The sequence below is a fragment of the Streptomyces sp. NPDC043812 genome (genome assembly GCF_056436245.1).
The window spans coordinates 13,139-28,225 of record NZ_JBWKCY010000044.1 but is presented as its reverse complement, the minus strand read 5'-3'; the positions used below and the strand labels follow the sequence as shown (position 1 = coordinate 28,225).

General features: G+C 72.4%; 10 protein-coding genes and 1 pseudogene. 4 read left to right on the top strand and 7 right to left on the bottom strand.

Going from position 1 to position 15,087, the window contains the following annotated elements:
* The first annotated feature begins 796 nt into the window (after positions 1-796).
* Complete coding sequence (locus tag AC067Z_RS36620; protein ID WP_478793972.1) at positions 797-1,186, top strand: ATP-binding protein; 390 nt, start codon at positions 797-799, stop codon at positions 1,184-1,186.
* A 260-nt stretch (positions 1,187-1,446) separates the two neighbouring features.
* Here the strand turns inward: AC067Z_RS36620 and AC067Z_RS36615 are convergent, their stop codons facing one another.
* Positions 1,447-1,833, bottom strand: a complete 387-nt coding sequence (locus AC067Z_RS36615) for a hypothetical protein (RefSeq protein WP_478793971.1) — start codon at positions 1,831-1,833, stop codon at positions 1,447-1,449.
* 375 nt (positions 1,834-2,208) lie between these two features.
* On the opposite strand from AC067Z_RS36615, the gene AC067Z_RS36610 reads away from it, so the two are divergent.
* The 3 genes and pseudogenes from AC067Z_RS36610 (at position 2,209) to AC067Z_RS36600 (ending at position 4,269) form a co-directional block, all read left to right on the top strand.
* Positions 2,209-2,505 carry a hypothetical protein gene (locus AC067Z_RS36610; protein ID WP_478793970.1) on the top strand — a complete coding sequence of 99 codons (297 nt, stop codon included), beginning with the start codon at positions 2,209-2,211 and terminating at the stop codon, positions 2,503-2,505.
* A gap of 60 nt (positions 2,506-2,565) precedes the next feature.
* Positions 2,566-2,994 (top strand): annotated as a pseudogene (locus AC067Z_RS36605) (eCIS core domain-containing protein); the annotation flags it as partial.
* Positions 2,995-3,303: 309 nt separating this feature from the next.
* Complete coding sequence (locus AC067Z_RS36600; RefSeq protein WP_478793974.1) at positions 3,304-4,269, top strand: OmpA family protein; 966 nt, start codon at positions 3,304-3,306, stop codon at positions 4,267-4,269.
* A gap of 30 nt (positions 4,270-4,299) precedes the next feature.
* Here AC067Z_RS36600 and AC067Z_RS36595 read toward each other — a convergent pair whose 3' ends face one another.
* The 6 genes from AC067Z_RS36595 to AC067Z_RS36570 form a co-directional block, all read right to left on the bottom strand.
* A complete protein-coding gene (locus AC067Z_RS36595; RefSeq protein WP_478793969.1) occupies positions 4,300-5,772 on the bottom strand; it encodes a DUF6519 domain-containing protein in 1,473 nt (490 codons plus the stop codon).
* A gap of 61 nt (positions 5,773-5,833) precedes the next feature.
* Positions 5,834-7,948, bottom strand: coding sequence for a hypothetical protein (locus AC067Z_RS36590; protein WP_478793968.1), 2,115 nt, complete (start codon positions 7,946-7,948; stop codon positions 5,834-5,836).
* On the bottom strand, positions 7,945-11,175 hold the full coding sequence (locus AC067Z_RS36585; protein WP_478793967.1) for a putative baseplate assembly protein: 3,231 nt from the start codon (positions 11,173-11,175) through the stop codon (positions 7,945-7,947). Before AC067Z_RS36585 ends, AC067Z_RS36590 begins: the two co-directional genes overlap by 4 nt.
* Positions 11,172-14,369, bottom strand: a complete 3,198-nt coding sequence (locus AC067Z_RS36580) for a putative baseplate assembly protein (RefSeq protein WP_478793966.1) — start codon at positions 14,367-14,369, stop codon at positions 11,172-11,174. The genes AC067Z_RS36585 and AC067Z_RS36580 overlap by 4 nt, the downstream gene beginning before the upstream one ends.
* Positions 14,366-14,737, bottom strand: coding sequence for a GPW/gp25 family protein (locus tag AC067Z_RS36575; RefSeq protein ID WP_478793965.1), 372 nt, complete (start codon positions 14,735-14,737; stop codon positions 14,366-14,368). The genes AC067Z_RS36580 and AC067Z_RS36575 overlap by 4 nt, the downstream gene beginning before the upstream one ends.
* The gene (locus tag AC067Z_RS36570; protein WP_478793964.1) at positions 14,734-15,078 is read right to left on the bottom strand and encodes a hypothetical protein; all 345 of its coding nucleotides are present in this window, start codon (positions 15,076-15,078) and stop codon (positions 14,734-14,736) included. The genes AC067Z_RS36575 and AC067Z_RS36570 overlap by 4 nt, the downstream gene beginning before the upstream one ends.
* Between the last annotated feature and the right edge of the window lie 9 nt (positions 15,079-15,087).

The window sequence follows — 15,087 nt, the reverse complement described above, 5'->3', positions numbered from 1 at the left end:
TGTCCGCACGCCCACCCGGGAGAGGGCGGGGAATGCGGGGATCGCGGTTGCTTGACCGGAGACCACCTCACTATCGATGTCCTGCGGTACCCGGGCTCTGCAATTCCGCCCGGGCGATCCTGATGGCGCTCGGCTCCTCCGTTCTTTCCTCTTGATCAACACTTACCAACGGGGACTGCGTACTGCGGTACTGCTCTACTGCGGTACTGCTGGTGATGCGAACCGCTCAGTGGCCTGTGACAGCGCCACTCTTCGACAGTCAGCCTGGTCGCCCGTCCTGCATCTGCTCTGGCTCAGAACCCCACTGCCGACCTCCCGGTGCGCGCGCCCGCAGCCGACGCCTTCACCGAGGTACTGCTCTGACTTCACTGCTGGGTACTGCGAACTGCACTTACGAGTACTGCCACTGCGTTCACTGCGGTACCACTCACGGCGGCCCCTGATCACTGCGGGCCACCCGGTCCGGTCGCCAGTACCGTCGCCATCCTGCAACAACCCTGGCTTCGAAACTCCACCACCGCACCGTCCTGCAACTGCGGTACTGCTGCCCGGCAGTTCGTCTCTGCCGGGCCCTGCTGTCTCTCTGGCTACGAGAGAAACCATAACCACACCACCGCCCAATGTCTACTCCGGTCAGCATAGATTTCCGCGTGTTCGACAGTGAGGTAATCAACCTCGAACAGATACGGCGAGCAGGTGCAAGACCGTCACCGCCGGGTTAACGGGCCACAGGCCGTGGCACAAGCACCGCTCAGACAGGACCGGGCATTGACGATCCAGGAACCAGGGTGACCTGATGAACACGATGAGCGTCAACATCGCAACCGCCCGCTCCGCGACATCCGTCGCCGGCGCACGCGAGCACGCCCGGGACTTCCTCGAAGGTCTCGTACATCCGATCGCAGCCGAGGCCGCCGACACCGTGGTCCTGGTCGTCTCGGAGCTCGTCACCAACGCCCTGCGCCACGGCGGCGGCACCTGCACCCTGGACCTGACCGCGCACCCGGACAGCATCGAGGTGGCCGTGCATGACCGCAGCCCGCAGGCACCGCGCATGCGCACCCCCGACCTGAACGACGGCACCGGAGGCTTCGGCTGGCCCATGGTCAACCGCCTCGCCCGCACCACCGCCGTCGCCCGTCGGCAGTCCGGCGGCAAGACCGTGAGCGCCCTTCTCGCCCGGTAGTGCCACGCCGGCGGGACCGGTTCGCCTACCGAAGGTCACTCTCACCGATGACCGCTGCATCGACAGCCGTGACGGCTGGCCTGTAGCGCCGTTTTTCGTTCCGGATGGAGGCATGGAAGCTGGAGCGGCCCGAGACGTTTGAGGTTGCGGTGCTTGAGCGGAGCCAGCCGGGCCACATGATCACCCAGGCAGATTCCACGTAACTTCTAAAACGCGCAGCCGGGGAAGGTCGGGAGGCAGGTCAGACATGCGAGCTCGGATCAGGCAACGGCAGCAACATCGGCCGCGGCCACGGACCCTGAGCGGGCAACAGCCTTCAGCTCCATACGAGCCGACACCCGCTTCTCGCCCTCGACGGAATCCCAGTAGGAATGGGCAGCGATCCGGACCGACAGGTCGGAGCACTCCATCCGCAACCGCTTCTCCTCCAGCGCGGCCATCAGATCCACTGCCGACGCTGCCTCCTCCAGCGCAGCCGGCGTGCCCGCCGCTAGCCTTGGCCGCACCAGCTGCTCCAGAGCATGCGCGTACTCGTCATGGAGCTCGCGCACCTCGATGCCGGTCAGTTCCCTCATCAGGACTTCGGCGAGCCCCAGTTCCCGGTCGGTGGCCGGTGCCGAGGGGGCGATGTCGCCCGGGTCGCGCAACTCGTCTTCCCAGAGCAGGGTCTGGAGGATGAAGGATGCTGCAGTCGTTGATGTCGTCGTCCGCAGACAGACCGAGAGCCGGGGAATAGCGCACGTCAGGAATATGTGCTCTCCGCCAGTACCCCTCAAGACCCTCGGGAGCTGCCTCGAGTGCCACGACGGCACCCCCCGCCGACCCCTACAGCTATACCGCCCCGCCCGCGCACCAGCTGGCCGCGTGAAGTCCCGGGGCGGCCGCAGCATCGGCGAATGAGTAGAGGGGACACAGGCCGGCCAGTACATGGCCGGTCTCCGCCTTCACCCCGAGCGGATCGAGAATCAGGAAGCGTTGGTACCCGAGTCGGGAGGAACTGCGTTGACTGACCTGCACAACCCTTGGATCCGCTCGACAGCTACATGGACGAGCTCCCGCCGCCGCGTCAGCGAGGCGACGTCAACATGGTGAGCCTGCTCAGCGTGGCCGACGACCTCGCCCGCAGCCTGTCAGCGCTGAGGATCCGGGTGCGGCCTTACGACCCGAAGACCGCGATCGTCAGTCCCGAGAAGGCGCAGCAAGCCCAGTCTGACAACCAACCACTGCCGCCACACCACCCAGCACAGGGCGGCGAGATTCCGTCCGCCTCGCGCCCGGAGCTCATCCCACGGCGGTGCCATACGTGCCGCACGGCATGAGTCGTGCTCCACTGGACAGGTACGGCGCAGTGCACCCTTCCCTGGCGAGGAGGCATCGTGATGCACGTGCGGGAACCGGTCCAGGTGCCTAAGACCGGAGGAGCCGTTAGCATCCCCGTCCTGAGACGCTGCGGAGGACATGTCTGTCCGCCATCGGGGTGTCACGACGAGGAAACGTTCACGACGCTACGACGATCCACGACCAGCGGAGCGCACCGCCAGATGTTCGCTCCTCGCGTTGTCCACGATGTGCTGAACACGCCTGGACAACGGTTGGACGCGGGGACTCAGGCGCGCATGGAAGGCTGGTTCGGGCACAGTTTCGCGCATGTACGGGTGCACACGGACGCGCGTGCTGCTGCATCGGCGCGAGCGGTCGACTCATCGGCCTACACCGTGGGACGGGACATCGTCTTCGCATCCGGCCGCTACGCCCCGCAGACCCACGAGGGGCGCCATCTGCTGGCCCATGAACTCGCACACGTGACCCAGCAGTCTTCGAGCCGTGCCCTGACGCCGGGCTGTCCGCTGCCGATCGGGGAGCCGTCCGCAGCAGAGGAACGGACGGCAGAGGCATGGGCCACCGGTGCGAGCGAGGTGCATGGTGTCTCAAGGTCCGAGCCTTCGTCGCCGATGGCGGCACAGTCGATGTTGTCGAGGACGGTGCTGCGGCGCTCGGGGAAGCCCCAAGTCACGGCTGGGAAGCCGTCGCCTGCGGCACCGCCGTCGCCTGCGGCACCGCCGTCACCTGCGGGGCCCGGTCCGAGTTGCCAACGGGCAACGTCGGAGCCGAATGACGTGGTGGCCTCGTACCGGTTCGGCAAGGGCGCGGCAGCGCTCACACCCACGGACAAGGCGTCTGTCGCGGACTTCGTCAATAAGTGGCGGATGTCGGGAGCCAATACGACCGTGCGTGTGGACGGCTACGCCAGCGCCGATGGACCCCCGGCCCGCAACCTGACGCTGTCCTGTCAGCGTGCCCAGACGGTGGTCGACGCGCTGACCACTCCCACACAGCAGGGCCTTGCCGGGATCCCAAGCTTGTACATCGAGATGTACGCACATGTAGGCGGCAACGCCGGCTATCCGCTACTGGCCGATCCCCGAGCGACCATCAGCGCAACGCTTCCCCCCGCGCCGGTAACGCCGGTAGGCGGGCCGGACATCTCACAGCAACTCCGTGCCGCAGTCGCCAAGACACAAGCCAAGTTCGCGGCATGGGGACTTCCGCGGAAGGAGCTGGCTTGCGAAGCGTTGCTCTCCCTGCTCATCGCCTTCCGTGCCTGGGACATCGATGACTTGCACAACCAAGATTGGATCAGGGGTTACAAACAGTGCGCGACGACGGTGGGGCGTGCAAGCTGCGAACGCACAGTGACCGTAGACAAGGCGTGCAGCTACGCGGGATCAGTCAACTACGTGATCTACGGCGTGATGAATCGCCTGTGCGCGGACCATTTGACCGCTCATCCGCCAGTGCGTTCGACCGCGCCTTTCGGCCTCGGCCCGGACCCTTGGGGCATGCCCGCGCTGCCCGAGATGAGCGCTGCCGACTTCTCCGAGGCATCGATGCTAGACAGGATTCATCTGTACAAGTCCAAGTCCGCGAACGTGGGACCGTCGAAAGCCTGGGCCACAGCCGGATACCGAGGCTGGCCCGCCGTGCCGTCGCCCCCAGGCGACCGTCCGGCGTGCTCGCCAACCTGTCCAACCCCCTACAACGGCCCAGAGTTCGCTGTCTATTGGGAGCCAACGACGTTCTGACACGTCGCGGGTCAGCGCACTCTCACCCCGTCACGCCGGCGGAAGCGGCTGGGCCAGCGGGCGGAACACCTTGCGCAGGTCCTCCGGGATCCGGGCGCCGTCGGCCCCCTCCTGCTCGACGTTGGCCAGTGGTGCGTAGTGATAGTCGATGCCGTGTGGCTCCCTGTGCTGGGGGTCGCCGTTCGCGTCGGTCGGCCACAGGACGCCCCCGTTGACGACCCGGGCGGGGATCAGCCAGTAGTCGCCCGCCCGGTAGGACCGCTTCGACGGTTCGGGGACGGCAGGCGGGGCGGGCTCCGGGACCGGCTCGAAGAACACCTCGATCCCGTCCTCGATCGGCAGCCACCGCCCCTCCTCGATCAGCAGCGCACCCTCGCCGGACACCGCCGTGGCGACGCTCCCGGTGCCCGCGGTGCCCCCCGCCGACCCGAGGACTGGCTCCGGCGGCCGGTGGTCCCAGCGGCGCAGCAGCGGGTGGCGCTCAGGGAGGGTGCCGAGCCCAGGCTGGTGGGGGTCGGCAGCCGGATCGGCGTCCAGGACCACCCGCCGACCGACGTGGTCCACCTCCGTGATGCGGTACAGCCTCGGAGCTCTCCCCGCCACGTCCCGGGCGGCCCGGCAGAAGGAGGCGTCGTCGACAATCTCGACGGTGTCGCCGGTCTCCAGCCCGAGCTTGCTGTCCCGGCCGAGCGTGTCCAGTTCGAGCGTGGGCCCGGTGACCGACCTGATCGGGAGGACCACCGAGGCGTTCTCCCGCGACCATTTGAACGTGGCCCGGCCGACCAGGCCACCGCGGTGCACCTCCACCCGGTACAGCTGGTTCTCCGGACCCCGGTAGCCGGAGTCGGGCGCCACGTCGCACGGGTCCGTGTCGCCCTCGGCGAGCCGGGCGCGGGCTGCGAGCTTCGCCCGGGGGCCGAAGCGGGCCGTCAGCTCCTCGGTCAGCCAGCTCAGCGCGTTCTTGGGGGCGGGGATGGGGATGGGGTGTTCGGGGCTCAGCGGGACCCAGTCGATCTGCCACACGACCCGGGTGCGCGCCGTGGTGTCGGGGCCGTGGAGGCCGAGGGCCGGCTCCCGCAGCTCGGGCGCCTCATGGGCCGTCACCAGGCGCTCCCACACGCGCAGGTAGGCCAGGAACGCGCCCTCGTGCAGCTTTCCGTCCGCCTTCTCCCGCTCCTGGTCGAGATAGCCGTCTGGCTGGCTCCAGTACTCCGCGTCGTGCTTGCTTTCGCAGAGGATGCCGTCCACGTACATGCGTCCCTTGGCCACGGTCAGCACGCCGTCGTTGACGGCGACCCGGAACCCGCCGAGGTCCGTCGCCTCCGGGCCGGCCGCGCAGGCCGCCGGGCCGAGGACGTCGGCGACCAGGGTGCGCAGGTAGTACTGGATGATCGCGGTCTGCTCGTTGATCTCGGAGTCGAGCTGCACGCGTCCCTGTTGGGACAGGACCGCGGAGAAGTGCCGGTCCGGGTCGAACGTGACCCGCGAGAAGTCGCCTTGCATCGTGGTGCGCTCCCTGACGTGAAAAGTGGCTCGTCCGCGCGCGGCCCGGGGCCGCCGCAGCTCAGGTGACGAAGAACAGGCCGCTGTCGCAGCCGGCGGGCGTGTACTCGTCGAGGCGGGTGCGCAGGTTGTCCTCCCGCAGCGGTTGGAACAGGTCGTGCAGGGCACCCGGTTCCGAGCCGTCGTCCGCGCCCCGACGGATCTCCTCGGCGCACCCGTCGGCGAGTTGAACGTACCCCGGAGTGCCGTACCGGGTGCTGGTGAAACGCAGGGCGACGCGTCGCGGGTCGCCGGACTGCTCCGGCTCGCAGTGGAACCGGGCGGGGGTCTGGGAGTCCGGCGGCAGGCAGCAGAACCGCACGCAGCCCTCGCCCCGGTGGGAGACCAGGACCTCCCCGTCGAACAGGGAGTTCTCCAGCAGTTCCACGGACCGCACTCGCACCGTCCCGATCACGGTCGTGCGGCGCGCGGCGAGCACCGCGTGGGCGGGGCGGCCCTCCGGGCCGGTCAGCGCCGCCGCCTCGCGGCCGGTGGCGTCCAGTACGGAGTCGGCGAGGCAGACGTGGTTGGGTTCGGCTGTCGTCTCGTCCTGCCTGACGACGACGGTGCCGAGTACGGAGTGCTCGACCCTCAGGAGCGCCGGGGTGTTGACGAGCTCCAGCCCGGGCTCCTCGGGATGCTGCGGGCGGGCGCGCTCGTCCAGGTCCCAGCCGGGCACCAGGGTGCAGTGCCGGACGACCACCTCGCCCACCGCCCCGTGAACCTGGATGCTGCGCCCGGCGACCAGTAGGCCGTCCAGGACGATTCGCGGCAGCGGCCCCGCGCCCCGACCCGTGCCGGTGATCCGCAGGGCGTCGGGACGGTTGCCGGACCAGTCGAGCAGCCTCAGCACCGGCCGCACTCCGTCGGCGGCTCGCAGAGTCAGCCGGTCTCCCGCGTCGAGCTCGATCGCGAGGATCTCCTGGTAGGCGTCGTTCCCGGTGATCTCGACGACCGCTTCGGGCCGCCGGTCGGCGCGCCAGTGCTCCAGCGCCTGGGTGATGCGCCGGTACTCGCCGGGCCCGACCCGGTAGATGCGGGCGGCCGCGTCGGTGTCCGCCGCGCCGGGGCGCGGGTACTCGCCGCCGCCCAGGTCGGCGGTGGCGCCGTGGTGGTAGGTGACCAGGACGCCGGCCTCCGGTGCCTCGCGGGCCGGGAAGGCGATCCGGCCGAGGACCGGGTCGACGGCGACCTGGCCGGCCCGCGGCCGGTAGGTCCACCCCGACAGGTCCGCGGCCACGATCCGGTCGAGCGGCACCGGGGGTTCCTCGGGGCCGGGCCACACGCACAGGCTCTTGCCCGGTCCGTAGTAGTCGGCGAGTCGTTCGCTCAGGGCGCGCCGTCTGATCGGCGCCGGGACGTTCATCTCGTCCGCGGTGTGGCAGGGGGACGGCTCGGTCACCGGCTTGGTGAACAGCGGGGTGTCGTTGCCGAGGATGCTGAAGGTGAACCGGTAGGGCGCGCGGTCGTCGCAGTAGGCCGGGGCGCGGGTGACCGCGTGGGCGAGCAGCCGCCACACGTGCAGGCCCACGCCGGGGATGCCGTACCGGCCGGCCCGGCGCGCTGATCCGGGGCGGGCTGCCTCCGCGGTGCGCGCCAGCTCGTCGAAGGGCCCGGCGAGCCGGTCGAGGGCGTCCACCCGGCGCAGGTCCAGCAGTCGGCCGTGGCGCAACCGGCGGCGGGCCCCGCGGTCGTCGGCCGGGTACCGGCGGACCGGCTGGGTGACGGCGAGCAGTCGGCGGTACTCCACGGCGCGGGCCGGCCAGCCGGCCACATCGGCTGCGAGGTCCTCCAGGAGGGCGAGCGTGCCCTTGCGGCGCCGGTTGGCGACGGTGTCGGCCACCTCCCGGCGGGGGGCGGCTGCCGCCAGCCAGCGCTGTGCCTCGGCCGTGCCCGTGTCGAGCGCGGCGGCCGCCCTGGGCAGCATGCGGTGGCCGACGAGGTCGCCGAGGTAAGGGACGGCCCAGTCGCCGCAGGTCTCGATGAACGAGTCGGCGTAGAGCCGTTCGATGTCGGCCTCGACCAGGTCGGCCTGTTCGGCGATGACGGCGAGGAGCGCCTTCAGCCGCCCACCGGTCTCCTCGTCGCGCCGCTGGTGGACCGCGGGCAGCAAGCCGTACAGCTCGTCGGGGGTCATGGGATCCTCCGCAGGACGAGGGTCTCGGGGGTCGCGGGGTCGAGCACGGCGAGCTGCGCGGGCCGCAGCCCGCGCCGTACGACCAGGCTCGGGAGGGAGTCCTTCAGCCTGGCCCGGAGCGTGCTCTGGTCGATGCCGGGGTTGAACCGCAGGAGCCGGTCGACCGTGAGCCCGTACTGGCGGGCCACGGAGGTGAGGGTGTCCCGGTCGGCCGTCTCGTGGCGGGTGGCCCGGTTCCCGGCCGGCCGCGCCGGCACGCAGGGGCGGGCCGTGGTGAGGGTGTCGGCGAGCCGGGCCAGGGCGGCGGTGCCGATGTCCTCGGGGACGCCGGTGAACAGGTCGACGTCCACATGGTCGACGCCGGGCACGGACTGGGCGGCGCGGTAGGCCGTGCTGAGGTGGGCGGGGGCGGCGAGTTCGGTGCCCGCGAACCCGAGGGCGTCGAACAGGGCACTGCGGACGGCGGGGGCGACCGACTCCCAGGTGCGGTCGGGCTGGACCCGGACTCCGGCCGCCATCAGGAGCAGGACCCGCTCGCGTACGACGACGCGTACCGGCAAGTGGGGGTCGCCATACTCGGCGAGCGCGCTCTCCAGGGCGTTGACCAGGGGCGAGCCCGCGGCCAGCGGGGCGTCGTCGACGGCGGCGACGGTGACCAGCACGATCCGGCGGCGGCCGTCGGTGACGTGCCGCGCGCTCACCTTGCCGATACCGGCGAAGGCGCGGGCGAAGTCCTCGTAGTCGCGCAGCGAGACCAGCCGGTCCAGGGCCCGCAGGCGCAGCGGGACACGGCTGCGGGTGTCGTCGACGCCGTCCGGGTCGGTGCCGCCGGTCGCGGGCAGCGGGTTGCTGACGGCGCTGACGCCCGGGGGCCTGCTGACCACCTGGTTGACCTGTCCGGCGGGCACGTTGCCCGCGCTGCCGGAGCCGATCCGGTAGCGGGCGGCGACGTTCTCCGTGCCGGTGGGCAGCCGGCTGCCGTGCCGGCCGTCGCCGAACTCCACGGCGGCGGCTCCGTCGGCGCCGGTCCGCAGCCGGTAGCCGGTGTCGGCCGGGCCCAGTTCGGTGAGGTCGTCGGCCCGCTGCCACCGCAGGTCGGCGACCCGGACGGTCAGGGTGTCGGCCGCGCCGTCGGGCGTGGCGGCGGGCAGGCAAGTGAGCGGGCCCTGGCGCAGCGGGAAGGTCTGCCCGGCCCGGCCGGCGTCGCCGCTGCCGAGGATCTCGGTGCGGGTCTCGCCCACGGTGGCGGGGGTGACGTTGCCGTGTACGACGACGGTGTCGCGCCGGTAGCGGTAGGCGAGCCGGGCCGTCAGGAGGAGCGTGGTGCGGGCCTGTTCGCCGGGGCGCCGGGCGTGGGTCTGGCGTACGCCGCCCAGCATGACCAGTTCGGTGCCGCGTACGCCGGTGACGAAGGGCACGTCGGTGCGCTCGCCGGAGACCACCAGCCACTGTCCGGGGCGCAGCCCCTCGTAGGCGGCGTCCAGGGCGATCTCCCGGCCGGCGACGTCGTCCCGGAGCGGGGCGTCGGCCACCGGGAGGGCTTCGCCGGCCGCCCAGACCGTGGTCTGGCGCCGCCCGTCGTCGCTGAAGTACTTCGGCGGCAGCGGCGTCTCCAGGCGCAGCTGGGTCGACTTGACGGCCAGGTTCCGGCCCAGAGCGGCGGGCTGGCGGACCTCCTGGACCTGGCGGACGAGCGGGTCCTTGCCGCCGCGTTCCACGACGATCCAGCTGTGCGCGACGATCGTGTCGTAGACGGCGTCGAGGGTGAGCTGGCGGCCTTCGGGGGCGAGCCCGTTGTTGCGGTCCGGGTTGTCCACATCGATCAAGCGCGCCCCCCTGCGCCCCCCTTCGCGGAACACGGCGCCGGCGGGGGCGGCCCGAACGCGCAGCCACTGCACCTCGACGAAGGACTCGGGTGCCGCGACGGAGACGGTGTTCAGGGCGCGGTAGAGCTCCCCCGCGAGCCGGGGGCGGGCGGCGGCGAGCAGCCGGGGCAGGGCGTCGGAGTTGGCGGCGAACAGGTCCTCGACGACGGGCGGCCGCAGCCGGGACCCGGTGGGCGGGCTGGATCCCGGGCCGGCCAGTGCGTCCAGGGCGGGGGCGAGGCCGGTGAGCGCCGGGGTGTCCTTGGCCGCCGCGGCGGACCGCTCCCGGGGTGTGGTGACGGCCATGCCCGGGTCGGCGAGCAGCGGCACGCCGGTGACGGTGGCGGCCGCGGCGGCCACTGCCCGGCCGCGCTGGACGACCGTGAAGAGCCAGGCCTCGACAACGGTGTCCCCGGTGGCGTGGGCGACGGCCAAGTGCTCGCCGAGGCGCCGGAGCGGGTCGGCGATCTCCTCGACGTAGCCGGCGATCTGCGGCTGCATGCCGGTCTCCTGGAGCGGCACCAGCACCCGGTCCCTGATGTCTGCGGCGATCTCGCCCGGCGGGGTCTGGAGCACGGCGGTGCGTACCCCGCTGCTCAGCCGGGCCAGTGCCGCGGCGTACTGTTGTTCCCCGTTGGGTGAGACGAAGTACACGACGGTGCGGCCGCGGGCGGGGTCGGCGCGGACCTCCCAGACCGTGTACACCCTGGCGTCCTCGGGGGCCGAAAAGCGGAAGAGCAGGCGGTCACCCGGCCGGATCGAGGGGTGGATACCGGTCAGTTCGAGTTCCTGGAGGGTTCGGACGCGTTCCGGGGTGAAGACGGGCGGGGCCGTGCGGCGGACCGGCAGCTCGTTCCACTCGGCGCGCGCGACGAGGTCCTCGGAGGTCTCGAAGGTCTGCGGCAGCCCGCCCGGCAGCGGGGCGCTCTTGACCTGTGAGCCCGCCGGGATGGTCGTGCTCGTGCCCGGGTCGAGGGTGTACGCAAGGTGGGCGGCGGACGCCAGCGCCGGCCGGGGGCGGTGTCCGACAAGCCGGCCGAGCCGGGTCAGCGAGTCCTGTTCGGTGGCGGTGCGCAGGTAGCCCTCGTTGGCGATGCGCTCCTGGTAGAAGGTCAGGACGTCGGCGATGACGGCCCAGCCGTCGAGCAGGGCGATCGAGGGGTCGTCCGGCTCGCGGGTGGTCAGCGGGGCCAGTTCGGGGCGGTCGGCGGCCGAGAGCCGGGCCAGCATGGAGTCCAGGAACTGCCGGTGGGTGCCGATGCGGCGGTCCAGGGCGGGCAGGCCGGGGCGGTTCCAGACCGCGAGCGGAGTGGCGGACCGGGTGCCGGCGCAGCAGCCGCAGGGGCGGGGCGAGCCGCTCATCGTCCTCCTTGCACAGTGACGGTCAGCCGCCCGTTCTCGGGGCGCGCCGGGTCGTCGTCGAGCCGGGCGATCTCGAGCGGCCGCAGCCGCAGGACTCCGGAGGGCGGTACGGCTTCGACGGTGGCGGGGGCGGTCGGGTCGGGGGTCGGCGTGGTCGGGGCGGGGCCGGACGGGCCGTGCAGCCGGCGCAGGCAGGTCACCTCGACGTGCCGGACGCCGGGGACGGCCGCGGCGGCGGCGACCAGCCGGCTCACCCGCACCGGGGTTCCGAAGGTCAGCTCGTCGGGATCGAACAAGCCCCGCCGGCCGCCCGGCAGGGGGCCCGGCCGCAGTTCGCGCTGTACGTCCCGCCGTACGTGTCCGGCGATGTGGCCGGGCTGGGCCGTGACGGCGAGGGCGACTTCGAGGGGGACGTGCACGGCCGGGCCGGTGACCACGTCGTGGCCGATGCGACGGTAGCGGTGCAGTTCGTGCCGGACTTCCGCCAGCAGCCGGTGCGGTACGTCGGCGCTGCCCAGGGCGTCCACCGCGATGTCCGCCTCGTACCAGCTGCCGGTCCAGCGCAGGGCGGCGGCGGCCCGCTGCACCCCGGGGCGCAGGCCCGCGAGCGCGGCGTAGTCCGCGGCGGTGACGGCGCGACGCAGGCGGCGGAAGGGTTCGCGGGGGGCGGCGAGCCGTACCGCGGCGACCGGTTCGGGATCAGTGCCGCCGGTGGCGGGCAGCGGGTTGCGCACCAGAATGACGGCAGACAGGTCTGCCGCCGGGCCGGCCGCGCAAGCGGAGACAAGACAGATCGTGCCGGCGCCGACGTTGCCGGCCCGGCCGTTGCCGATCCGGTACTCGGCCACCAGTGTGCTGCCGGGGGGCGGTTCGGCTCCGGCGCCGCCCGAGCCGAACCGGAGGGTGAGCATGCCGTCGTCGTCGCTCTCGCCGACCAGGTGGCGGTCACGCGGGCCGCTGGAGAGGAGGTCGCGGCGGGGGGTCCAGGGCTCCCCGGGCCGATCCGGGAAGTCGGGGCGGTCGGAGTGCTCAGCTTCGTGGGTGCGGTCCGTGTGGTGGGGGTGGGGAGCCTGCTGGGGGTTGTCAGGCGCCGTGGTCTGGTGCGGCCGGGCGGTCTGTGATGCCTGCGCTGTCTGCGCCGCGTGCGATGTCTGCGTCTGCTGGGTCTGCTGGGCCTTGCGGCCGGTCTGTTCCTCGCCCGACGGCCCGTCCCGCCCGTCGGGCTCGTCCTCGGGGGTCTGCTGCGGCCAGACCCGCAGGGCGGGCAGCGCCTCGCGAGGGTCGGGGAGCAGGGCCTCGCGGGCCGGACCGTGCAGGGCGTAATTGTCGGGGGCGATCAGCCGCCACGCGCCGTCGCCCCAGGTGTGGTCCAGCTCCCAGCCGGTGTCCGCCTCTTGGAGCACGTACCCCGAACGGGCCTGCCGGGCCAGGGCGTCGATGCGCCGGAGCTTGCCTTCGAGGAGATCGTCGAAGCGGGAGAGCAGGGTGTCCAGCGCCGCGCCGGGGTTCTCGTCGAGGCGGACCCGGTCCAGGGCGCGGGGCCCGAACAGCGTCCGCAGGAAGGCGCGGTCGGCGTCCTCGGGCCGGACCTTTCGCCTGCCGAGCTCCCAGAGCCGGTCCCGGGCCGCATCCGGCAGCCGCTCCAGCCGCCGGGCCTGCGCGGCGGCGATGTCGGCGGGCCGGGGGTGTGGCGCGGTCCGGGTGACGTGGCTGCCTCGCAGGGTGTGGGGCCGGCGCCCGACCGGCGGGGGCAGCACTTCGGGGGGGCGGCCGGCCCACGTGCTGGACAGGCCGTGCTCGACGAGCACGGCGTTGCCCCGGACGACACCGACTTCCAGGTTCTTGCCGGCCGGGCCACGGACGCTGACGCAGAAGGGGAAGGCCAGGGCGTCCTCGGCGGCCCAGGAGACCTCGAGGACGGGGGTGTCGGTGAGCGGGTCGACCGTCGGGGTGACCCCGGTCAGCCGGACAGCTTGCCGGTGCGAGGGGAGGGCGTCGGCCGGGGACCCGGTGCCCGCGCCGAGCACCTCCTCGAAGACGACGACGTCGCCGGGGACGAGCCGCAGCACGCGTTCCCGGGGCCCCTCGTCCGTCGCCGTGTCGCGCAGGGTGGCCGTGGTCGTGCCCGCGGGCAGGCAGCAGTCGCGGTCCTCCCACGTCCACAGGGAGATCCGGTTGTGGGCGGGGTGCAAGGTGATGCCGCGGTCGTGCACCGGCTGGAAGACGGGCCGCTGCCCGGCGTCGACGTCCGCCGCCGCCAGTACCGGCCCGACCGGGCCCGGCGGGTCGGCGTACCTGCCGGGCGGGAGCACGGTGAAGGCCAGGTCCCCGCCCGGCAGGGTGACCTCGTCGCGCGCCTCCAGGCAGACGAACGTGCGGGCGGCGCAGCCGTCGTGCATCGGGTAGTCGACCAGTCGGGCGTGGCGGCGGACGGAGGTGCGCAGCCGGGCGGTGTCCAGGTAGGCCTCGGTGGCGACGGCGTCCTGCTGGTAGCTCAGCCGGTCGCCGACGTGCGCGAGCAGCTCGACGAGGGTGATGCCGAGGTCGGCGGTGTGCCGCTCGGTCCATCCCGGCATCGTCAGGGAGAGCCGTTCGAGCAGCAGCCGCCGGAAGCTCGGGAAGTCCTTGGCCAGGTAGTCGATGACGGGTGCCGGTCCGGGCGGCGTCGGGCAGGGCTCCGCCGCGGGTGCGCAGTCCAGTCCCGCCGGAGTGGGCCGGAAGGTGAACTCCCGGCTGTTGTAGCGGGAGTCGAAGCCGGAGACCGAGGCGTGCAGTCGGTAGACGGACGCGTCGCCGCATCGGTCGAGGGTCAGCCGGAGGCAGCAGCGGTCGCCGTCTCCGTCGGGGTCGTCGTGCGGGGCGACGGCGACGACCCGGATGCCGGTGACGCGTCGGCCACCCTCGACCCTGAAGTCGTTCCGGTTCAGCCCGGTGGGCGGCGTTCCGAAGAACATCACGGTCAGCGTGCGCCGGTCGGCCCCGACCGAGACGTCCTCGATGCCCGCCAGGCCGTGTTCGCGGACGGTGTCGCGCCGCCGCTCGCTGTCGCAGGCCAGCGCCGGCGACCCGGATCCGCCCGCGGGCTGCGGAGCGTACGAGGGGCCGTACGCGGATCCGTACGAGGTGCCGTACGAGGTGGCGTCCGCGGGCCCGTGCGCGGATTCCTGTTTCGGTCGGTGCTCCGCTGCGGTCATCGCGCGGTCCCTCCGTCGATGCGGATGCTCTGCCGCTCGCCGGTGGCGAGGAGCCGGTAGGCGACGAACACGTTCAACGCGGACTCCTCCACGGTCACTTCGAGGGTCTCGACGGCCAGCAGGTCGCCGAGCCAGCGCTGCAGGGCGGCCTGGGCTGTCATCTCGACGGTGGCGGCCACCTCCCGGCCGGCCGGCCCGAAGACCAGGTCGAGCAGTCCGCAGCCGAAGTCGGGCCAGTGCACCCGTTCGCCCGGCGTGGTGAACAGCACCTGTTCCACCATGTTCCGCACGTGCTCGGGGTGTCCGGTGGCCGCGGTCCGGCCGCGCGCGTCGATGCGGTAGGGGAAGTCGATGTTCACGGCGCTCACATCCCCCACACCCGGATCTGGGCGGCCTGCACGATGGGCGGCACAGGTGGCACGTTCGTGCTGAGCCCGGCGCCGGGGGACGGCGGCGGGGTGGGCTGCAGCAGGGCCGGCAGCCCGTTCACGAACACCCGGCCAGCCACGCCCAGCCACTTGATCGCCGTGCAGGGCGGGGGGCCGGTCCCGGTCAGCGCGCAGCCGGTGACCAGGAAGGTGTCCGCGGTGGTGGCGACCGGTTGCGCCATGACCAGCACCCGCTGTTGGACGGGCGTCGGGATGTTCGCCAGCCCGGGCGGATGGGCGCAGGTCATCGTGGCCCCGAAGTGGAACAGCAGCCCCGGCATCGCGTACTC